At 53.2% G+C, this 20,507-nt stretch carries 17 protein-coding genes; 3 read left to right on the top strand and 14 right to left on the bottom strand.

Annotation, left to right across the window (positions count from 1 at the left end; translation table 11 throughout):
- Positions 1-13 precede the first annotated feature (13 nt).
- The 3 genes from CC94_RS0108025 to CC94_RS0108035 form a co-directional block, all read right to left on the bottom strand.
- Entirely contained in the window at positions 14-370 is a 357-nt protein-coding gene (locus CC94_RS0108025) for a YgiW/YdeI family stress tolerance OB fold protein (protein WP_005368751.1), read from the bottom strand.
- A 110-nt stretch (positions 371-480) separates the two neighbouring features.
- Positions 481-1,878: a sensor histidine kinase gene (locus CC94_RS0108030; protein WP_005368753.1), complete on the bottom strand. Its 1,398-nt coding sequence runs from the start codon at positions 1,876-1,878 to the stop codon at positions 481-483.
- Positions 1,875-2,534, bottom strand: coding sequence for a response regulator (locus CC94_RS0108035; RefSeq protein WP_005368755.1), 660 nt, complete (start codon positions 2,532-2,534; stop codon positions 1,875-1,877). Before CC94_RS0108035 ends, CC94_RS0108030 begins: the two co-directional genes overlap by 4 nt.
- 242 nt (positions 2,535-2,776) lie before the next feature.
- Between CC94_RS0108035 and CC94_RS0108040 the strand changes: the two genes are divergently transcribed.
- Both CC94_RS0108040 and CC94_RS0108045 read left to right on the top strand, forming a co-directional pair.
- On the top strand, positions 2,777-4,087 hold the full coding sequence (locus tag CC94_RS0108040; RefSeq protein ID WP_031430431.1) for an MgtC/SapB family protein: 1,311 nt from the start codon (positions 2,777-2,779) through the stop codon (positions 4,085-4,087).
- Positions 4,088-4,503: 416 nt separating this feature from the next.
- Positions 4,504-5,445 carry a YfdX family protein gene (locus CC94_RS0108045; protein WP_005368759.1) on the top strand — a complete coding sequence of 314 codons (942 nt, stop codon included), beginning with the start codon at positions 4,504-4,506 and terminating at the stop codon, positions 5,443-5,445.
- Between the two features lie 512 nt (positions 5,446-5,957).
- Here the strand turns inward: CC94_RS0108045 and CC94_RS0108050 are convergent.
- The 9 genes from CC94_RS0108050 to CC94_RS0108095 form a co-directional block, all read right to left on the bottom strand.
- Entirely contained in the window at positions 5,958-7,028 is a 1,071-nt protein-coding gene (locus CC94_RS0108050; RefSeq protein ID WP_005368761.1) for a sulfotransferase, read from the bottom strand.
- Positions 7,025-7,393 carry a hypothetical protein gene (locus CC94_RS0108055; RefSeq protein WP_005368763.1) on the bottom strand — a complete coding sequence of 123 codons (369 nt, stop codon included), beginning with the start codon at positions 7,391-7,393 and terminating at the stop codon, positions 7,025-7,027. Before CC94_RS0108055 ends, CC94_RS0108050 begins: the two co-directional genes overlap by 4 nt.
- An 18-nt stretch (positions 7,394-7,411) precedes the next feature.
- Entirely contained in the window at positions 7,412-7,627 is a 216-nt protein-coding gene (locus CC94_RS0108060) for a hypothetical protein (RefSeq protein WP_005368764.1), read from the bottom strand.
- Entirely contained in the window at positions 7,617-8,981 is a 1,365-nt protein-coding gene (locus CC94_RS0108065; RefSeq protein ID WP_169740949.1) for an arylsulfotransferase family protein, read from the bottom strand. Before CC94_RS0108065 ends, CC94_RS0108060 begins: the two co-directional genes overlap by 11 nt.
- A 447-nt stretch (positions 8,982-9,428) precedes the next feature.
- On the bottom strand, positions 9,429-11,573 hold the full coding sequence (locus CC94_RS0108075; protein ID WP_005368768.1) for a hypothetical protein: 2,145 nt from the start codon (positions 11,571-11,573) through the stop codon (positions 9,429-9,431).
- A 295-nt stretch (positions 11,574-11,868) separates the two neighbouring features.
- Positions 11,869-12,222, bottom strand: a complete 354-nt coding sequence (locus CC94_RS0108080) for a hypothetical protein (protein WP_031430435.1) — start codon at positions 12,220-12,222, stop codon at positions 11,869-11,871.
- A gap of 57 nt (positions 12,223-12,279) precedes the next feature.
- Positions 12,280-12,990 carry a TVP38/TMEM64 family protein gene (locus tag CC94_RS0108085; protein ID WP_005368770.1) on the bottom strand — a complete coding sequence of 237 codons (711 nt, stop codon included), beginning with the start codon at positions 12,988-12,990 and terminating at the stop codon, positions 12,280-12,282.
- An 11-nt stretch (positions 12,991-13,001) separates the two neighbouring features.
- Entirely contained in the window at positions 13,002-15,548 is a 2,547-nt protein-coding gene (gene mgtA / locus CC94_RS0108090) for a magnesium-translocating P-type ATPase (protein WP_005368773.1), read from the bottom strand.
- A 264-nt stretch (positions 15,549-15,812) separates the two neighbouring features.
- A complete protein-coding gene (locus tag CC94_RS0108095; protein ID WP_005368774.1) occupies positions 15,813-16,268 on the bottom strand; it encodes a hypothetical protein in 456 nt (151 codons plus the stop codon).
- Positions 16,269-16,764: 496 nt separating this feature from the next.
- Between CC94_RS0108095 and CC94_RS22230 the strand changes: the two genes are divergently transcribed.
- The gene (locus CC94_RS22230) at positions 16,765-17,073 is read left to right on the top strand and encodes a hypothetical protein (RefSeq protein ID WP_005368776.1); all 309 of its coding nucleotides are present in this window, start codon (positions 16,765-16,767) and stop codon (positions 17,071-17,073) included.
- Positions 17,074-17,312: 239 nt separating this feature from the next.
- On the opposite strand, the gene CC94_RS0108110 is transcribed toward CC94_RS22230, so the two are convergent.
- Together CC94_RS0108110 and CC94_RS0108120 are read right to left on the bottom strand one after the other, a co-directional pair.
- On the bottom strand, positions 17,313-18,035 hold the full coding sequence (locus CC94_RS0108110; protein WP_005368777.1) for a DUF3581 domain-containing protein: 723 nt from the start codon (positions 18,033-18,035) through the stop codon (positions 17,313-17,315).
- 387 nt (positions 18,036-18,422) lie between these two features.
- Positions 18,423-20,051 carry a copper resistance D family protein gene (locus CC94_RS0108120; RefSeq protein WP_031430439.1) on the bottom strand — a complete coding sequence of 543 codons (1,629 nt, stop codon included), beginning with the start codon at positions 20,049-20,051 and terminating at the stop codon, positions 18,423-18,425.
- Positions 20,052-20,507: the final 456 nt, after the last annotated feature.

Raw genomic sequence — 20,507 nt, forward strand, 5'->3', positions numbered from 1 at the left:
TTCCCTGGATAAATCAAGGCAACACTTTGAGTTGTTTGACCTCCAATTCTTCCGCCTCGCCGAAGTCTTTGTCGAACTCGCCGCTGATTTCCACTCGGGTCTTGGCGTCAAGGGTTTGGCCGGCCGGCAGCAGTTGCGGTTCGATTTCCACGCGCAATTTACCGCTGTCATCGGCAAAGGTGTAATGTTTGCCGCCGTCGTGCGACACTAGCCGGCCGCGTAAGGTCGCGTATTGGTCGTCCGTGCCGGTATCCAGCAATTGCTTGACGGTCATGGCCGGCACATTGCTTGGGCCGGCGTATTCCGCCAGCGCGGCATTGGCAACGAAAGCGAGAATAATCAAGGTCGTTAAGGTCGATAAGCGTTTCATGGCTGCTTCTCCAAATAATCGATAAATGAAAGGCACGTCCCGTACAAACGTGGGTATGCACCGGGATCGTGGCAACCATTTGACCATGCGGCGATGAAGCGAATATGAAGCTAAACGGCGTTTTTTTCCTGCCCGGCGATGGGAAAGTCCAGCACTGCGCTCAAGCCGCGTTGATCGAGGCCGGTCTCGAAATGCAGCGTGGCGCCGTGCAGCGCGGCAATGCGCTCGACGATGGACAGCCCTAGGCCGCTACCGCTCCGGTCGCTGCCGAGCACCCGAAAAAAACGCCCGGCCAGCCGACTGCGCTGGGATGCTTCGACTCCCGGACCGTCGTCGCGCACCGCCAGACGTATCCCGCCGGCAATATACTGCGCTTCGATGCGCACCCGGCACCCCGGCGGGCAGTAACGCAGCGCGTTGTCGAGCAAATTGCGCAGCGCGATACGCAACAGATCCGTGTTGCCGACTAATGCCGCCACGCGGCACTCCACGGCCAACCCGATCTGTCCGGTTTCGGCTTGGGGCAAATGATAGCAGCGCAGTTCGTCGAGCAAATCCGGCAACGCCACAGGTTCGCGCGGCAATGCCGACGCCTGGGCGGCATCGAAACGGGCCAGCGCCAGCAGATTTTCGATCAGCGCGGTGCAGCGGTCGGTGTCCTGGTAGAGCTGGCGTAACGACGGCCGATGCTCGGGATGCTGCCGTTCCAGCAACTGGATCTTCATCCGCAGCGCGGACAGCGGCGTGCGCAATTCGTGGGCGGCGTCCGCGGTGAAGCGGCGTTCGGCTTGCAGCGCATGGTCCAAACGGCCCAACACGGTATTGAGCGCATTGACGATCGGTTGCAATTCCACCGGTTGTTCGACAACCGCCACCGGCGTCAAGTCTTCCGGCGTCTTGCCGGCGATGGTCAACGCCGTTTGTTCGATCGGTCCGATCAACCGGCTGATCGCCAGCCAGATAACCGCGCCGAGTAATGCCAGTAACGTCATGGCCGGCCAGATCAGATCGTCCGCCAATTCTTCGAGAATTTCGGTGCGTGCTTCCAGCGGCTGGCCGACCTGGACTTCGAGGCCGCCCTCTTCGTCGCGCAAGACGAATACCCGCCACGGCGCCATGCCGACCCATGCGGTTCGAAACCCTTTGTGCCGATCGAAATCGGTCACGAACGGTTCATCGGGGGTCGGCCCGGTGCGGCGCAATACGCGGTTATTGGCGACGAGTTGGTAATAAATGCCGGCATGGCGGCGATCGCGGTCTATCGGGTCGGTATTCGCCACGGCCGGCCCGGACAAATCGGCTCCCGCCGCGCGAATCAATTGCGCGGCGTCTTCCAGACCGTCGTCGAACACATCGTTGGTTTCGTCCCAGGCAATATTGACCATGATCGCCAAACTGATCGACCATAACAGCGCGCTGGCCCCCAGCACCGAAACCAACAATCGCCTACGCAGCGAATAAACGCCGCCGGTCTTGCCGCGCAGCCATTGCGAAAGCCAACCGGTCACGGCGCTTCCAGCACATAACCCAGGCCGCGCAGGGTGCGGATCAGGCGGCGCCCCAGCTTTTTGCGCAGGTGGTAAATGTGTACCTCGACCGTATTGCTTTCCACTTCCTCGCCCCAGCCGTACAGGGCGTCTTCGAGCCGATCGCGACTGACCGGCCGGCCGCCGTGCAGCATTAAGGCATGGAGGATGGCGAATTCTCGTGCCGTCAACACGACGGCCGCCCCGTTTTGGGTAATCTGTTTGCCTGCCGGGTCAAGCACGATGCCGCCGTGACGCAGCACGCCGGCGGCCTGCCCGGAGCCGCGCCGGATAGCGGCGCGGAGGCGCGCCGATAATTCTTCCAAGTCGAAAGGTTTCACCAGATAATCGTCGGCGCCGAGATCAAGGCCCGCAATGCGGTCCGACAAGGCGTCGCGGGCGGTAATCAGCAATACCGGCATGTCGTTGCCATGAGCCCGCAGGCCGGAGAGCAAACGGTCTCCGCTCAATCCCGGCAAACCACGGTCGAGTAGCAGGCATTGGTAAGGCTGGGCGCGCAACGCCGTTTCGGCATGGTCGCCGCGTTTAACCCAATCGACCGCATAGCCGTCGAGTTGCAGCCAGGATTGCAGGGTGGCGCCTAACGACGGATCGTCTTCGGCGAGCAGGATACGCATAATTTATCGAAGGCGGGCTATATCGATTTTAAAAGACCTGTTCAAGGATTAGGCTATCTCGTCATTATTGTTAACTTTTGCACCGTATTTGACAACTCTCTTTTTTCGCTCGGAAGTCGACTAACTCAGAGGTTGAAGACTAACAATCCAACGGATTGGATATTATCGTGTATTTGGGATAAGTGAGCTTTTTCTTAAGTGTTGAATATAGAATCTATTAATCATTAAATTTTTAAAATAACATGCAGAATCAATCCATTTTGTTGCCTACGATTATTTGGCCTTACGGCGAAACTTTAATTCGTTTGTCGCTGAGTCTGATATTAGGTTTGTTAATCGGGCTCGAGCGAGAAAGACGCGACAAAGAAGCCGGTCTTAGAACATTCGGATTTATTGGATTACTCGGCGGAATAGGAGGCGCAATGGGGGAAAATTTTGCCTTACTGAGCCTTTTCCTGGTCGGGCTATTGACGTATACCCTAAATATTCAATTATTGCATACTAAAAAAACTATCGAGTTAACAACCTCCGCCGCCATGTTAATCACCTGTTTCGCTGGCATTCTATGCGGACAAGGACATACCATTTCTCCCGCGGCGGTTATGGTTATAGTCACCGCACTTTTGGCCTTGAAAGAACCTCTAAGCGGTTTTTCGGTCGGATTAACGGAAAGCGAACTACGTTCTGCACTACTTTTGGCGATTCTGGCCATTGTTATTTATCCGGCACTACCATCCGGTTCAATTGGTCCCTGGAAATTGATCGATCCAAGAGCGACATGGGTGACAGTCATATTAATTTCAGGCATAGGATTTGCCAACTATGTTCTTTTAAAGATTTATGGCGCGCGAGGCACGGAAATTTCGGGTTTTTTAGGAGGATTGGTAAATAGTAATTTTACTGTCATTGAACTTACCCGTCGCCTTAAAGATAACGATAAGTTGGTCGACTATGCTTATAGAAGCATATTATTGGCAACAACGGCGATGTTAGCGCGTAATGCGATGCTCTTGCTTATCCTGGCGCCAAATGTTTTATTAAATAATTGGCTGGCGTTTGTATTGATGTTTTTTACAAGCGCCGTTTTGGTTTTAATCAGCCAGCGTAGTGGTAGAGCTATCGTCGAAAACGAACCCATACAATTAAAACTGGGTTTACCGTTTTCTTTATGGACTGCCTTGAAATATGGTTTTATATTTCTAGTCATTCACATATTTGGAACAATATCCCAAAGTATTTTCGGAGAAACCGGATTTTATACCGTTAGCATTATTGGCGGGTTAATGTCGAGCGCCAGTGCCGTGGCCGCTTCAGCCAATCTTGCGTCGCACGGAAGCATTTCGGCAGCACTCGCAAGTAAGGCTTCGATATTGGCTTCGTTTGCAAGCATTGCTTTTAGTTTTTCATTTGTTCTTCAAACCAGAAATGGTTCTTTGATTAGAAAATTAGTTACTTCTCTATTTTTTGTAGCCGTTGCGGGGCTTACAGGGACAATTTTTTCAGAAAGGTTCTTGCCGATATTAATCGGCTTATACGAATCAAGGATGGGATAGCGATGGAACGGTAATTGTATTTAACAGGCTCAGAATTAAAATTCTGAAACCCTTGTAGTAAGCGGATTGCAGGCAATCGTTCGATCGTCTCTCTCCTATCGGTGGTATTCAACCAAAATCATGCGTTTATTTAAACCATTAAAAACATCTTTTTTGAGCGGACGCACCCTCCCGTTTAAATCAAATTGATGGCATGTACATTCAAGGGAAATGAAAATAAGTCTAAGTCCTTCAAGGGTTTTTAAATATCTGGACTAATCGGGTCAGCCCCTTCGGAATTACTACTTTATATGATGGCACACAGTTTGCTTTTTCCTTTGCGAAGTAATAAGAATCTTTTTATCCAATCATGGACAATCCCTGCATGAGTGAATTTTGCACGGCTCATGACGGTTCTTTCACATACGAGGTAAAGCATGAAAAGTTATCAATTGAAAAAATCCGGCCTAGCGATAGCCATCGTATTAGCCGCGTCTGTTGGAACAATGCAGTCGATTTCGGCGGCTCCCCCTACCGCTACAGTTGGCCCTTCGGCGAAGTTGGGAGATAAAGAGTCCCAGTCTTTGAAGCAAAAATTTCTGGGCGAAAGACAGGTACAAGTCGAGCATGAAGCATTGGAAGCTATCGCCGGTACTCAAAATGCATTGATAGCCTTGCAAAAACAGGATTCGAAAAAGACAAAGGCATTATTGCAGGAGGTTTCGGGTAAGCTGGATATTGTTTTGGCTAAATACCCAGATCTTGAACTCATTCCGGCCAATGTCGAAGCCGATGTCAACGATTTCGAACTGAACGGCAAGTCCGCCGACGTCAAGGATGTGCAGACCCTGCTTAACCAAACCGATACCCTTCTGGCGAAACACAAAGTCCAAGATGCCCGTAAAATTCTGGACCAGTTGGTCAGTGAAGTGCGAATTACCACCACAAGCATTCCTTTAGGCACATTCCCTGCCGCCATTAAAGACATCATTGCCCTCATCGACAAAGGCAAAATGGATGAAGCTAAAACGGCGTTATACGAAACCCTAAATACGCTGGTCGACATTACTGAAATGATTCCTTTGCCGCTGTTGCGGGCGGAATCGATGTTAACGGAAGCGTCTGAGTTGGAGCATAAAGAGGATCTATCGCAGCAAGCCAGCCGAGAAGCCATTCAAAAATTGACCAATGATGCCAAAAGTCAATTGTTATTGGCCGAAACATTGGGCTATGGTGAAAAAGAGGATTACAAGCTGCTTTATACCGCTATTGACGATATAAAGGACGTAATTCATTCAAAAAAATCCGCGGCTGCTTGGGATAAGGTCAAAAGTACCTTCTTAAATCTCAAGAATAAAGTGATTCATCCGGAAAAATAAATATTAAAACTCTAGCCGAGTAAAGTCGGTGAATAGAAAAACCAAGCTTCAAAGCGAGGCGGATTGCCTAGCGGCGAATCCGCCCTACAAGAGCTACAAGGATGTGCTGAATGAAGTGAAGCGCGTCGTTCGTGATCGCGCACCCTATGTCAACGCAAGAAAGCGCCTCTCTCGCGAACGATGCGCTTCCCGATGGTCAGCGCATTCTACGAGCTATCGATATGGGTTTGCACGGAATATGCGCAGAGCGACTCGAAGTCAAAATCGCAGCAAGGGTTGCCGGGGAGGGTTATAGGCTTTCTTAAGCTTTATATTCTCGAAGCATGGCTTTAAGTGATTCCAGATGCGCGTAAGTAGGGTATTGACATTTTACGCCTACGCAATCAAGGCTACGCCTACCCGCCGAAGATTGGGAGCTGGAATCGTGGCCCCCGATGCCGAAGCTACGCACCGCCATACAGTCCTTTTATAGCGGGCAGTGGGTGCGGGAAACATAAATATTCTACCGTTTTTCAACAGCCCGTTATATTTTCGGTCTTGGGATGTTGTTTAGGATCGGCGATCTTGGCCGCAGCCGCTTGTTCGAGCGCGTTATATAGCGCATTCGCGTGCTCGATCCGTTCAATTGATGATGGTAAATGCTCGGAAGGCGGCGCCGAAAAATTTGCAGGGATATTAGGAATGTCGACAAATTTACAGATGGCTTTCCAATATTCCGGCTCCCGGCACAGGCGCTGATACGACACCAACATCACATTCTGCGGGTTGTGCTCGGCAAGAAATTCGAGCAGGTACTGATAATATTGGCACCAACGGTCTAGCCAGTAGTCGAGGGTTTTTGGATCGCCTTCGATGGGTTGATTTTTTTTAAAAATAAAAGGCCTGTGGGTAGCGCCGAACTCATGATGAGCAAGTAACTCCATATAAGTCCGAGTAAATGGCGGACTCGTGAGGAACTTATTGTGTTGATTCAGAAGACTACTGGCCTGGTCATGGGGATCGCGGAAAAGAATCAAAATGGCTGCGTGGTTACAGTAGCGTGCCAGGCTTTTTATTCTGAGAATATGATTGTTGTTTTTTGCGAGATAGCGCGCTTTGCCGTACTTCTTACACACAAGATCCTGATAACTTTCGAACGCGCGATGGGTCTCCAAAGAAATCTCGTGAGGTCTTAGACTTGTGCGCTGAATATATTCCTTTCCATGAAAGGTACGCCAGAAAACTTCCTCGAGCGCTTCCGGTGAATCAAAGTCAACTTCGATCCCGTCGCCATGAGCGCGCTCACTTTTGATGCGAACCTTCTTATTTTTTGACGTCATTCGTCGCCAAAGATTGGGTGCCATGACAAAGGGCATGTCGTCGTAGGTCAAAGATGCAAATTGACCGGACTCGTACAACGATCTCATCAAAATAGTTGTCCCAGCGCGGGCAAGCCCTGTGATGAAGACCGGCCTATGAGTCAATTCAGATGCTTTTTTTTCTTCGAAAATCGAGCATTCCAAATCAAATAGAAACTCGTTTATAAATGATGAACCGAGAATAAAGCGATGAAGGATCTGATCAGAAATCGAATAACCGGTCATCTAGAAAATTTCATTCGAATCATGAGGTATACAACCGATGTGGCAACCATTATCGATAACGTGAACGGCTTTGTGAGATCGACGATCGTCCTGATGAAGGAGGGTGAAAGCGCCCAAGAAATAAGCAGAATGGGCGCCATGATCAGAGCGATTAATATCGGCAGGAATACACTTTGCTTAAAGATCCGAAACGCATAGACCGGTAGAATTTTTTCTTTCCAATCATCGGAAATATGTTTTGATAAGAGTATCTTTTTTGATCTATGCAGTGTATCGACCAAAGTTCTAGCTGTTTTGGGCAGAGGCAACCACAGTACCATTTCACTACTCAGACAGGTAGCGCCAATAATGGCTAATTCATTCATATTTTTTCTTTGAATTTTTTAATGCCGTTCGTCATGTGCCGGCGAACGATTCTTTCTCTTTTTTAACGCCCGCTTGATGGGATAGTAAATGACGGCAAATATGCTGAGAAAGATCGAGGCAATGATACCCAGGACACTTGCAATAACACCGGCCCCCATGCCAGGGCCAATGTAGGCGTATGCCGGCGTTGACATTAAGATAAAAATCAGAAAGGGTAAATAGCTAGTTTTCATAACATTGGCTCTCTTTTATGGCGTTTCGTATCCGGTCTCCACGCGCTCTAGAGATTAACCGAGACCATGATACGTAGTAGACTTTGCCGTTCGATGCGCGGTTGATATATTGCCAGATAATCTCTCCCCGGTTATTGAACTGGAGCAATCGCCCATAGTTCGTTTCCTCGACAAAGATCTCATCGGAACTGATGATTTTTCCGCGACCTTCCGTGGGGGTGCGGATATCCAGAGATGTAAACGCATTCTGGAAAGGGGAGGTAACGGAATCCGACTGAAAATCGAAAATATACACATTGTTTGAACTATCGACAACCAGGTTTTCAGTGGATTTATCAAATTCAAATCTGGCATGATTGTCAAAGACGCTGATTCTGTGATCATCCAAAATGTTGACATCGTGTTGATGGATCCACGGTCCCTGCTTGTACCAGAGCACTTGATTGGCACTGGGGCGGTACAATAAGATCATGGATAAATTGCGGATGCTCAGAAAGATGTCGCCCGTTTTCCAATAGAGGCCATCTTTCCGAACCGGTTGAATATCATTCAGATGGATTGGATCGTCATTGTAGCGGCCCATCCCGTAAATCAGGTAGCCCAAACCGTTCTGATCCAGTATGGAGATGATGGACTTTTCTGAAAGCACCTTTCCATCAGGGGTAAGCAATGCAATCCCATCATCGGAAAATTGCTTGCTGCCGATTTTTACCGTTTTGGGTACAAAATGTTTGGGAATCCAGAAATTGCCCTTGTCGTCTCTTTCAATTGAATGGTGATATGAAGCTTGGTCATTTATTAGGCTGAGATTGGAACAAAGATCGGCTGAAAGCAAAGGACCTTGTACTCCTGTTAGGATCGATCCGTTGTTCAATAAATAGGCGTGTTGGTTGCGAAACCGCTTTGTCGCATGATCGACTTCTAGATGATTGACCCGTTTTGATTGTTTCCAGAGCGGGTCCACATCAAAATGCCATCGATGCAAGGTTTCCTGAGTGTTCAAATCAACCAATTCGGACACGGACATGCCAAGATCAAAGTCATAGCGATTGAGCAGGAGGTAGCCTAAATCGGGACGCTCTCCGGCTTGATAATTGAACACAAACCCGGAGTGACCATCGAATCGCTGTTCGTGCGCTTCCATGGCGGCTTTGCCATGCTTGCCTTTAACGATTGTCTTGGCGGTAGACGGAATGGCTGCGATGGTATCGGCCCATGCGCCAAATTGACCGGAATTTCCTCCTTCGTGATAATAGCGTACGGCGGCGCCAAAGAAAACTGTCCCCGCCACACCAAAAATTCCAAGGAGAACGACAATCCAGACTTCAATTTTTTTAAATAAAAACTCTTCCATCGTATTAGTGATCAATGGCACAAGGAACCCAATAACAGTTCCTAATTATCTGGCCGTTTAGATTTTCTAACTGACCGGGATAATAACACAACCTGTAGGGGAAGCAATTAAGAATTTAAAATGGCGGAACCGGTTTACCGGTTCCGCCATTGGGAGCGGAGCACGCGGCCGGCCTGTTTTTGCAAGGGCCGTAGGGCCGTAGCTCCGATTAGCGAAGCGTAATCGGAGAAATGCAGGCTGATGGCAGTTTTGACAAGTTCGTTGATGCGCGGAACCATTTTCTTACAAGGCCGGCCAAGCTATTTTGTCGAACGAGAAGCTCGGGATCGCCCTCCGTTATGCTCTGTGCCGTTGTTTTGCGAAGCGATTCGCGGGGACGGTCCGGGCTTCGTCCAGCGAGGCTCTCTACCGCTATCGGCGGGAAGGGTTCGGCCGGTTGGCGCCGGGCTAACCCTGCAAAAAGGTTATGCGGTTTCTGTATGCGAACCTTCTCTTAATCTCCTGGCCATTCGCGGAAGCGTTGATCCAGCCTCTGGCCTTGAGAATAACCGTTTTGGGCACGCGTTTATTCTTGGGAATGCGGGGCCGGGACAAGGCAAAGGTTAATCCCGAAAAGTTGACGTCGTCCAGGGACAGGCTTTTTTCGGCCGCCACTTCTTCCAGCCGGTTCGTCCACAGGCGCATGAGTTCCGACTGGCCGGCCTGGTCCAGCTCCAAGGTCAGCTTCTTTCCGTTGACGAGCACCCAATGGCCGGTATAAACATAGGTTTGCAGGGGTTCGGTTTCGGTTAGCGTAAAGGCTCCATCGTCGTTGAACTGTAAGGTCGAATCGTTTGCGCCTGACCTGGAGCCGAGCCGCCAGACCTTCAGTTTGGACTGGCTGTAGGCGTTCCAGCTACCCAAAAGGCCGTTATTCCCGGAACCGGTACTCGCGTTAATTTTTACGGACGTTCCCTTGTCATGCCGGATACGCATCACGCCGGTTGCCTGAGAAAAGGTCCAGCCCGGCCCGGCCAAATCCTTTCGCTGGCCGAGCGGTTGGCCGTCAACCGACACGCCGGACGGCACAAAGGCGACCCGCAGCACTTCGGTCGATGCGGCGTCCGCGGTAACGTAGTCCACCCCGGCGGCGCTGTAACTCACCGATTTGACGATCGACGACGAGCCGGTGATATGGGTTTCGCCGGCGGGCGCCCATTCGGGAATCGCCTGCAAGCCGGTCATAAAGTGGCGGATATAATCGCCGTATCCATCCGTGAACCACTGGCTGTTCACGGTCGGGCCATCGATCACGACACCGTCGGGCCTGGCCATATAAGTCGCCCAGTTGAAAGCCCGGTAGGCTTTTTCCTTGGCAACCTGATCGCCCGTTCGCGCATAAAGCATGGCGTTGATCGAGGCGTAGCGGGAGGTGTGGCTGCCCATCGGATGCTGGAATTCCTCCTGTTCCCGGATGATGTTGGCGCCGTATTGCGGGTCGGCGAAGTTTTTCTCGGCCCAGTCAATCAGGCCGCGAACATGGGTTTCCCAGTTCGCGTCGTTTTCCGGATGCTCCATCAGATAACGGGCCAGCATCATCGGATTCAACTGGTTGATGTTGCCGAGGTCGGTTTGAATCGGGATGTCTTCGAAATAGTTGGCCCAGACATTGTTTTGCATCGGAAAGGCCATCGTCCAGTTCCACACGCTTTGGCGCGCCGTCCGGTAATCGGCCGTATTGCCCAGCGTCAACCGGATCAGTTCATCGAACAGTGCGATCGCACCGACTACCTGCGCGCAGTAGTTCTCCCGGATCTGCCCGGTTTGGGCATGGACGCGAAACGGCCAGGGCGATTGGGTGGAATCTCCGGTCCGTACCTTGCTTGCCAGCACATCGGCCGCGTGGATGGCGGCATCCCGATACCGGACGTTCCCGCTAAACCGGTAGAGCTGCAGCCAGCCGTAACCCAATTCGCCCACTTTGTCCGGTTCGAGATAGAAGGTTCCGTCCCCGCGGCCCGACTCGTCCCCGTAGGCGGCTCCCCGATAGGTCAGAGAACCGGCATCGCCGCTGGCATAGGGCACACTGCTCCAAACCCAGTCGGAGGGCGTCATGCCGTTATCCAACTGGTGAACGGCCAATTCCTCGACCTTTTGCATGACCGCGAGATTGCCGGAATACGCATAATATTTCAGCGCCGATTCTATCAGCATGGCGTAGAGTCCCGCCGGATTGTGCGGCCAGTTGGCCATCTGCTGGGTATCGGGATTGAGATAACTTTGGCTGAAGTAGGCGGGCTTCCCGGTAGCGGGATCGTTGGGAACGCGGTTAAGGAAATAATCCCAGGCCCTGGCCATCACCTCGCCATAGCCGTGCGCCGGATTGGGCGTCCACGGTATGATTTTCTTGCCGCTATCCAAAACGACGGCATGGCCGTTCAATTTATCGGCTTTCGCCGCTTCCACCGCGTTTAACCCGGGCAGCAAAAACTGAGAGATTCCCAGGATCAGGGCAGCCGTCCGTATCCGGCTGAAGCGTGGCAACCGCCAGCGGCGGCTGCGTATCTTCTGGGGGCGGCGCGGGGCCGCTAACGTGTATTCGGCGTTGTTCATGACGGATCCTTGTTGTCTAATGGTTCGGTTTCGCTGCGATCGGTGCATCGCAAGAAGCTGGCGGGCATCGTTTTCCGGCAGAACCGTTTGCCCAAGCGGATTGTTTTTCGCCCCTGTCATCCCGTTTCAGGATTTATCGGCAGTTGCAAAATACCATGCCGGGTTACTCAAGCTGAAGATTAAGACAGCCGGCTTGAAGGCGTCTGTGCGGAAGCACACGTAGAAAGTCGGTATCGGGTAGCGGTGGGGGACGGCGAGCCGTTTTTGCGGAGAGAAAATCCGGCCTCAAAGCGCGTCATCTTTCGTGGCTGATCGACATCACCGCGATTAACAGGAAAGCGATCGCCAGTACCGGCCAGAAATAGGGCGCCAACATAAAGCAAGCCGCTAAAGCGAGCAATAGCGAGCCCAGAAAAATGAACATTCCGATCCCTAGAAACAGCATGATCGTCAGGATAACGGCGAGCCCTGCAATCGCCAGAAAGGTCGGGATGGCGGCGATGCGGACGAGCGGGTCGGCGGCCGGTTGGCCATCGATCGTCACGCTCAACCGGCCCACCTCGGGATGAAACAGGTAGCTGAGAACCGCTATTACGATACCGATGATGATTACTTTGGTTATCAGCCCGGGATTGCGTCGAGTTGCCATCATGATTCTCCGAAGATTTAAAAGCCGCTGGGCGAGAGGCCTATCGCCTTTTCCGCTTCAATGCGCGGAATTTTCCAAGCTCAATTCCTTCAATAAATTGGCTGCCATTTTTGCAATAAAGATCAATACCGCGACCGAAACCCCTAATCCCAAGACCAGCAAACCGTAGGAAACAAAGCCGGCCGCAGGCCGGTTTTGAACCAGGCCCGTTAAATGCTTGGCCGCATAACCGAAATAGACGAGGCTGGCGTTGTAAACCAAAATGCCGGTCGTCGCCCCTAAATAGGGCCGGAACTTGACCCCCGTAACCGATAAAGCGTAACCGAGCATGGCAAAAGGGAGCGGCGTCAGGCGCAATAAAAACATGACCCGGAAGGCCCGCTTTCCGCTGATCGCCTTGTCCAGGGCGGCAAAGCGCTGGTGTCCGGCAAGGAACGTCTCAACCCTGGCCCGCAAAAAATCCCGCCCCAGAAAAAATATGGCGGAAGCCGACAGATAAGTGGCGATAATGACCACCGTTTCGGCGGTCGCAAGGGGAAATAACACCCCTGCCGCCAAACAGAGCGCATCCACCGACACAAAAACCGGCGTAAGCACCGTAAACAGGAGGATAAAGCCCAACGGCGCGAACACGCCGAAGCCCTGGATCCAGACTTCCACATCAGGCAGATAGAGTTCGAGTTCGTGTCCCAGCAGCAAAACCAGCGCGACAAAGACCGGGAGTGCTGCTAATTTCCAGGTAAGGCGGGATCGGGGCAACGGCATCATGAAGGGACTCCTTAAATTTTGACGAAGCGATAAAATATCCGCTTGGCGGCTTCGGCGGCCGCGATATAGAAAATCACGACAGTCCCCAGCAAAGCCAGGATCGTTGGCGGAAGCGGCTGAAAGCCGATCCATGAGGCGAACGGCAGATAAGGCAAGGCGATCGTCAAAACGATGATCGCCAAAGTCGCGCTTAAGAGAGCGTTGCCGGGCCGGCTTTTGAAGACCGGCTTGCGGCTGCGAACGACCAATACGATCAAGGCGGCCGACACGACCGATTCCAAAAACCAGCCGGTGCGGAATTGCGTGGAGGGCACTTCCAGCCATAACAGCAAACCGAAGGTGAGATAGTCGAATAGCGAGCTGACGAGGCCGAAGACGAACATGAATTTGCGAATGAATCGAATATCCCAGCGCCGGGGTTGGGTCACCATGTCGGCATCCACATTATCGGAGGCGATGGTCATTTCCGGAATATCGGTCAGCAGGTTGGTCAGCAGAATCTGCTTCGGCAATAACGGCAGAAAAGACAGGAACAACGAAGCGCCGGCCATGCTGAACATATTGCCGAAATTGGCGCTGGTGGCCATCAAGACGTATTTCAATGTGTTCGCAAAGGTCATGCGCCCCTCTTTGACGCCTTCGATCAGGACGTCCAGATCTTTTTCCAGCAGTACGATCTGCGCGGTCTCCTTGGCGACGTCGGCCGCGCCGTCGACCGAAATGCCCACATCGGCCGCATGCAGGGCCGAGACATCGTTAATGCCGTCGCCCATGTAACCGACCACAAAACCCGCCTGTTTCAAGGCCAAGATAATCCGCTCTTTCTGGTTGGGCTCGACTTCGGCGAAGACGTTAATCCCGGCCACCCGATGGATCAACGCATTGCCGCTCATCTGTTCGATTTCCCGCCCCGTAAGCATTTCGGCGGTGTCCAGTCCCAATTGCCGGCTGACGGTTTCGGCCACCAGCCGGTTATCGCCGGTGATGATTTTGAGTGTGACGCCGAGCTGCCTGAGCCGGCCGATCGTTTGCGCGCAGTGGCTTTTAGGGGGATCGAAAAGGGTCAGAAAACCCAAAAAACGCATCCCCCGTTCTTCGTCTTTAACTTGCTCCGGCACTTCGGACAGCGGTTTATAGGCAATGCCCAAGGTGCGAAGTCCCTGAGCGCTGAACAGTTCGTAGCGTTGTTGAATCGACTCGCGCACCGCTTCGATATCGGTCAGGGTACCGTCGGGGTTTTCACTGTGGGAGCAAGCGTCCAGTACATGGGTCAGCGCGCCTTTGGTAATCAGAACGTTCGCGCCGGCATCGGAAATCAGCACGCTCAAGCGCTTCCGGTAAAAATCATAAGGAACTTCGGCCAATTTGCGGCAATTCTCGACATTGAAACTGCGAAAGTCCCGGATCGCCTGGTCGATCGCATTGTTGAAGCCGGTTTCGAAGTAGGCGTTGAAATAAGCGAAACGCGAGACTTTGTCGCCGGGATTGCCTTCGACGTCCAGGATGCCGTGCACCTGAATCCTGCCTTCGGTCAGAGTGCCGGTTTTATCGGAACACAAGACGTTCATGCTGCCGAAGTTTTCGATCGACGCCAACTGTTTGACGATGACTTTTTCGGCCGCCATGCGCTTGGCGCCGTGCGCCAGATTGATGCTGATCACCGCGGGCAGCAATTGCGGCGTCAACCCGACGGCCAGCGCCAGCGCAAACAGGAAGGAGTCGATCACCGGTTTATGGAGATAAACGTTCACCGCGAAAATCATGATCACCAGCATCAATGTCACTTCCATCAGCAAATAGCCGAAGCGCCTGACGCCGCGTTCGAATTCCGTTTCCGGCGCTTTGAGCTTGAGGCGTCCGGACAGTTTGCCGAATTCGGTACTCCGGCCGGTCGCGATAACCAAGGCCTTCGCCTCGCCGCTTTGCACATGCGTTCCCATCCACAACGCATTGCTGCGCCGGCCGAGCGGCGCATCGGCGGCAACGAGCTCCGGCGATTTCTCGACCGGATAACTTTCCCCGGTCAGGATCGCTTCATCGATGAAAAGATGTTCGGCCGCCAGCAACTGGCAATCGGCCGGAATGATGTCGCCGGCTTTCAGCAGGACAATATCGCCGGGCACCAATTCATCCGCCGCAATTTCCGCCAGGGTATTGTCCCGCAGTACGGCGACCTTGATTTGCACCAGCGCGAGCAATTTTTCCACCGCATCGGCCGCGCCTTTTTCCTGCCAGAACCCCAGGATGCCGCTGATCAGGACGATGGATAAAATAATCAGCGCATCGACTTTGTCATGCAGGAAAAAGGATAATCCCGTTGCGAACAGTAAAATCAGAATGATGGCGCTTTTGAACTGCGCGAAAAACAGCCGCCAGGCCCCCGTTTTTTTCTTTCCGTTCAATCGGTTGATGCCAAAACGTTTAAGGCGTGCTCTGGCTTCCCCGCCGCTCAAGCCTTGCGCCGAGGTTTGCAACCGCACCAGATGCCGCTCCACGCCAATGGACCAGAAAAAGGCCGGATCGGCTTTTGTTTTTGCGGTTCGGCGATTCTCTTTCACGGAGCACTCCGGCGTTGTTGATCGTTTGCGTCTCTCTTCTCGGGTAGTCATCCCTGAGGATGCCGCAACTTGTCTGAAATCATTGACGGTACTTTAGAATTTTGCAGCCCGGTCAACGAATTTTCGGTGATTTTTTAACCCATCTCTCCAGAGGCCGTTGCCTGAGTCGCTTGCCCGGCCATTAAAACGCATTTTTTCTCCCGTTGATGCTCGGGCATTTTCATCAACGCCCCGGCAGCGGTTACGCTGCCGGGGACACAGGAATCACTTGGTGGAACGTTCGGCAGCGGCTTTGGCCCGAGTATGGGCTGTTTCCCAATCCTTGCCGGTATTTTCAGCATGCCTCCTTGCTTCTTCGTGTTTTCCTGCCTTGTAGCGTTCGGCAGCGGCTTTGGATCTCGTATGGGCTGCTTCCCAATCCTTGCCGGCATTTTCAGCATGCCCCCTTGCTTCTTCATGTTTTCCTGCCCTGTACTGTTCGGCAGCTTCTTTGGATCTCGTATGGGCTGCTTCCCAATCCTTGCCGGCATTTTCAGCATGCCCTCTTGCATCCTCATATTTGCCGGCCTTGTACTGTTCGGCGGCGGCTTTATGGTGTTTTATATATTCCTCACGGGCTTTGGCCGCTTCTTCGCGTTTCGAGGCAGCGTCTTCCGTTGCCGCATGGGAGGAAAAAGAGATGGCGGAAGCCATTAATAAGGTACTGATGATCTTGAACATAAAAGACTCCTCAATGTTCCACAAGATAAAGTTGATCGATGCCGGGTTCCGTTATCGATCATGGCGATGTTATCGAAATCGTTTTTCCGACATCCAGGAGATACAGAAAGCATGCCAAAAGTTTATTTTTACTAAATATTTTTAAAAACAGCCGCTTAAAAGATAGCGGCGATTGAATTAACGGAATGGGCGGCCTTGATGGTTGAAAAAGCCCCCGTAATCCGGTGGTTATACACCGCGCGGGATTTCGGCATCCTGTCGACGTTGATTGCCATACCGTCCGGTGCTGGCTGCAATGGCCCGTTTTTGGCTTTTCGGGGAGCTTTTGCTCTGGCCGGCGCCTTCCGCCGTTCGTTTTGGGGTTGACCACTTGAAAGACTGCAGGGCCATTTTTGTGAATGTGTACCGGAATGGGTATCGGCCGGCCGCGTTTGCGGATAAAATGACGCGGCCGGGCAGCCGGAAACTCTGAAATAAAAGCGATGGGCGCAAAAATATGATCAGACACCTCTTAATTTGTATATTGCTTGTCTGCGCGACACCGGCACAATCCGAAGAAATTACCCTGTGGGATAAAGCCGTCGACATCGGCTTTTTCAGGCCGACCGGATTCCTGGCCACGCTGCTGGGAGTCGGAACTTTCGCCGTCCTATCGCCGATGGCTGCGGCCGCAACGGTATTTCCCCCGCACGACAGCATTACGACTTTTGCCGATACGCTCGTGCTCAAACCGGCCGAATTCACTTTTTCCAGACCGGTTGGCGCCCCGGTGGTCCGGTGGCTTGCCGTGCCTCCCTCACGGTAGTTCCCGTTTTCTGCGGAGCGGGCGAAGAGAGTCAAAAAATAGGGTAAAACGATTCGGACCGATGGGTAAGCTTGCGGGAGCGGCGTTTCTCTAACCGCCTCGATTCTTTTTCGCTCGCCGCTTATTTAACGGTAGTCTCGCCCTGCCCGTAGGATGCAGTGACGATAGGCTGCACCGAGCGCCCTTTAGGGTATAAAGGGCGCGATCGATGCGCTTCGCAAGCTCAGCGCATCCACGCACTACGGAACTGGCAAATTGCCGAGATAGTCGTTTTTTCTGGCCAGATACTCTTCGACAAATGCCTGCATCGGCCCGGATTCGTAACCGCCCTGAATACTGATCGCGAGTTTTTTAAAGCCTGCGCCCACGCTATTTTCGCCCGCCTTGATCCGAAAGTGTAAATAAGCCGAAGCGCGCTTGCCGTTGACTTCCATCTTCGGCTCCATCATTTCCACGGACGCCTGCTGAAAATCAAGATGATCGAACGACAGGGTCATGCTTTCGTAAATCACCAGCGGGCGCGTGAGGCTGAACATCACGTTTTCTTTCTCCAGCAAGGGGACCAGCACATAGGGAAAGTTCTGCCCTGAAAAGGCGACATAATCGCGAGTAAAGCTTTCGATCAATGCCGAATCCCGGCTCAGGCCGCCCGAGCGTTCGATCTGCAGATAGGCTTTGCCCTGATTGTCTTTCACCTCGATCTCTCCGGCATCGGTGTCGGGAAAATCCAACAGCACGCCATGCCCCACCATGCCCGAAAAGACGAAGTGCATATGCCGGCTCAGCCCATATTTTTCCAAGGCCAGCGCAAACAGCAGATCGCCGGGTACGCAGAAACGTTTGGCATCCACATCGTGCAGGGGATTGAAATCATGAGCGACCTCTTTGGCAAACCGGCTCGCCCGCTCGGCGGAAATGGCGGCAAATCCGTCACGATCCTCATAAAATGCTTTTAAAAACATATTCTTATTTTATTTTCTGAGCAAACGGACCATTCTACCATAGCACTTGATCCATTTCACCGAATAATTCCCTTACCAGTATAAAGGCTATTACCGGCAAGGCCGATTCGCCTATTTCCTGCGCAACCTGTCGAAGATGACGCGGGACGAGGTTGCAAACCCATGCCGTTAAGCTGAGCCCCGAGGCGTTGCAAGGCTGGCTTTGCAACTGACGAAACGGAGCGACAAAGCCAGCTTTGTACTCCATTCGGAATGGCTTGGCTCCGGCTTATCTTAACGGTATGGGTTTGCAGCCCCGTCCCCAACATTCTGACAATTGATGATATTCGGAAATACTCGGTAAACGTTACGGACGGGGCAACATGCCCCGTCTGGCGCGGATCATCATCAGTATAAAGGTTCACGGTAAAACAGCAGGATCACGGCGACCGCGAGCATGGCCAGGCAGCCGGCAATGCCGGCGAAACGCCCTTCCGTCCGATGCCCCGCCTGCATCAGGCGGAGTTCCAGCCAGCGGCCGCCGGCCATCACGATCGCCAGGAACCCGATCGCGGTATGGGTGGACCGGATCAGATATTCGCTTTTCAGTTCAAAGCCCGCATGGCCGTGAACAAACAGAACAATGGCGCCGAGCGCCATCAAAGCGGGAAACACATAAGGCAGCCGGGCGCCGCCCTTTCCTCTGCGGACCCGAAGCTCCAGCGCGCCCATCGCAAAGGTCGAGAGCGTGGTGATACGGTGCTGCATGATTTCGCCGTCGCCCAGCGTACTTTCCCAAAAGCCCATCGGACCCAGCGGCCATGCCTGGGGATCGTTGCGGAAGAACAGGAAGAGGCCGATGCCGGCGAAGCCCAGGGGCCAGAACCGCGCCCAGCGGAAGCGGGAATGATAGGAGACGAGGGCGGCAATCGCCATCAGCGCGATAAACAGCCCGCAGACGTTGTGATTGTAGTCCGACCAGGCTGCAGCCGCTCGGGAAGGAATCTGATCCACGACGGCGGTGCGGCCGGCTTCGCCCGCCAGGAATTCGGCATGGCTGGGGGAAGTGAGGCGTGGCAGGCGGGGCATGAACATGGCAGCCACTTCGGACAGGTTGGCCGTGGCCTCGGGAATGTCCGCAGCGGGCGGCTGAGACGCCAGGCCGGTGGCGATGAACAACACGGTGACCAGTACCAGGGACTCGGTCTCGATGTAATACGGCGTCTTACGCTCGATGTCGCCGGAGGCCGGCTGCCGCGCGGCGCGATAGTTCAGCAGCGCGAAACCCAGCGCGCATCCCAGCAAGGCGATTTTGACCGCAACCAGGCTGCCGTAGCCGGTCCCGGCCATGCCTTTCAAGTTTCCCACATAGTGCCAGGCCAATACCAGTCCCGTTGAAATCAGGACGAGAACCGCCGGGATTCCCAGCCGGGCAAACCGCGCCAGGGCCAGCGGCCAAAAAGCCCGGGCCGCGGCATCGCGGCGCCCGAGCTCGCGCAGCAGGAGCAGTTGCAGGACACCGCCGACCCATACCCCGGCCGCCGTTTGATGCACGGCCGTAATCGCCATCAACAAAGCGCGGTTTTCGAAGCGGGCGACGGCATGGGCCCGCCATGCGCCGCCGATAATCAACGCGACGGCCAGAATGGCGGCCAGCTTTCGGGCCGCCGCATTTTGCGGAAAACGAAACAAACGGTAGGCCGTTCCCGCCAGCGCCAAGGCCAGCAGGCAGCGTAATGCGCCGGCTTTGAATTGAATGCTGCCGGCATAGGCGGCGAACGGAAACTCGCCCAGCGCGGAGGCTAGAATGGCCGCTTTCACGATCAGTTCGAGCCCTGTAGCTGCGGCCAGCAGGACCGCGCCCGCCCAGATGCCCCAGGCGTTCCGGCGCCGCATCGGGATAGCCGAAGGCGTATCGGAGACCGTATCCAGTACCGTCAGGTGCCACAGCAGCCCGCCCACGATCGAGCTGAAACCGATCAGCGCAAAGCCGCCGAGAATGTCGTCGAGAAAATCCGCGACTCCCTGCAGATACATGAGATGAAAATACGCCGGGAGGCGCTATACGGGCCCGGCGGAAGCGTATCGGCAGGCCCGCATCCTGAACCGGGTCAACGCAAGGCCGGAAAGAAAGGTGATGAATAAACGTCGCATGTGGGGGAATTTCATGACGCCAACCTCCGTGTTTTTGCCTGTAGCTGCGAATGTACCGCTCCAGATCCGATAAAGCAAGAAGCCGAATGGGTATGATTGGATAAAGCGTTCATAACCTATGCGCCAAATCTTTGAAACCGACCTTAAACAAAGGCCGGAGCAAAAAAGCGGCTCGAATACCGATCGACAGACAGGATTAGAGCCATTGCGAACAATCTTCCGCCTTTGGCTGTTGCCTTGCTTGCCGTTAAAAAGGGATTGTTGACAGATCAGGCGTATAAAAAATAAACTTTCTACCTTTCCCTCCGCCATATCGAAAAATGTATGGCAATACTCTGA

Origin of the sequence: Methylomicrobium agile, from assembly GCF_000733855.1 — a bacterium.
Classification (GTDB): Bacteria; Pseudomonadota; Gammaproteobacteria; order Methylococcales; family Methylomonadaceae; genus Methylomicrobium; species Methylomicrobium agile.

What these genes read in the sequence shown, in the direction of transcription:
- CC94_RS0108025 (WP_005368751.1), bottom strand. Translation starts at nt 370, where the DNA reads ATGAAACGCTTATCGACCTTAACGACCTTGATTATTCTCGCTTTCGTT.
- CC94_RS0108035 (WP_005368755.1), bottom strand. Translation starts at nt 2,534, where the DNA reads ATGCGTATCCTGCTCGCCGAAGACGATCCGTCGTTAGGCGCCACCCTG.
- CC94_RS0108040 (WP_031430431.1), top strand. Translation starts at nt 2,777, where the DNA reads ATGCAGAATCAATCCATTTTGTTGCCTACGATTATTTGGCCTTACGGC.
- CC94_RS0108045 (WP_005368759.1), top strand. Translation starts at nt 4,504, where the DNA reads ATGAAAAGTTATCAATTGAAAAAATCCGGCCTAGCGATAGCCATCGTA.
- CC94_RS0108050 (WP_005368761.1), bottom strand. Translation starts at nt 7,028, where the DNA reads ATGACCGGTTATTCGATTTCTGATCAGATCCTTCATCGCTTTATTCTC.
- CC94_RS0108055 (WP_005368763.1), bottom strand. Translation starts at nt 7,393, where the DNA reads ATGAATGAATTAGCCATTATTGGCGCTACCTGTCTGAGTAGTGAAATG.
- CC94_RS0108060 (WP_005368764.1), bottom strand. Translation starts at nt 7,627, where the DNA reads ATGAAAACTAGCTATTTACCCTTTCTGATTTTTATCTTAATGTCAACG.
- CC94_RS0108065 (WP_169740949.1), bottom strand. Translation starts at nt 8,981, where the DNA reads ATGGAAGAGTTTTTATTTAAAAAAATTGAAGTCTGGATTGTCGTTCTC.
- CC94_RS0108075 (WP_005368768.1), bottom strand. Translation starts at nt 11,573, where the DNA reads ATGAACAACGCCGAATACACGTTAGCGGCCCCGCGCCGCCCCCAGAAG.
- CC94_RS0108080 (WP_031430435.1), bottom strand. Translation starts at nt 12,222, where the DNA reads ATGGCAACTCGACGCAATCCCGGGCTGATAACCAAAGTAATCATCATC.
- CC94_RS0108085 (WP_005368770.1), bottom strand. Translation starts at nt 12,990, where the DNA reads ATGATGCCGTTGCCCCGATCCCGCCTTACCTGGAAATTAGCAGCACTC.
- CC94_RS0108095 (WP_005368774.1), bottom strand. Translation starts at nt 16,268, where the DNA reads ATGTTCAAGATCATCAGTACCTTATTAATGGCTTCCGCCATCTCTTTT.
- CC94_RS22230 (WP_005368776.1), top strand. Translation starts at nt 16,765, where the DNA reads ATGATCAGACACCTCTTAATTTGTATATTGCTTGTCTGCGCGACACCG.
- CC94_RS0108110 (WP_005368777.1), bottom strand. Translation starts at nt 18,035, where the DNA reads ATGTTTTTAAAAGCATTTTATGAGGATCGTGACGGATTTGCCGCCATT.
- CC94_RS0108120 (WP_031430439.1), bottom strand. Translation starts at nt 20,051, where the DNA reads ATGTATCTGCAGGGAGTCGCGGATTTTCTCGACGACATTCTCGGCGGC.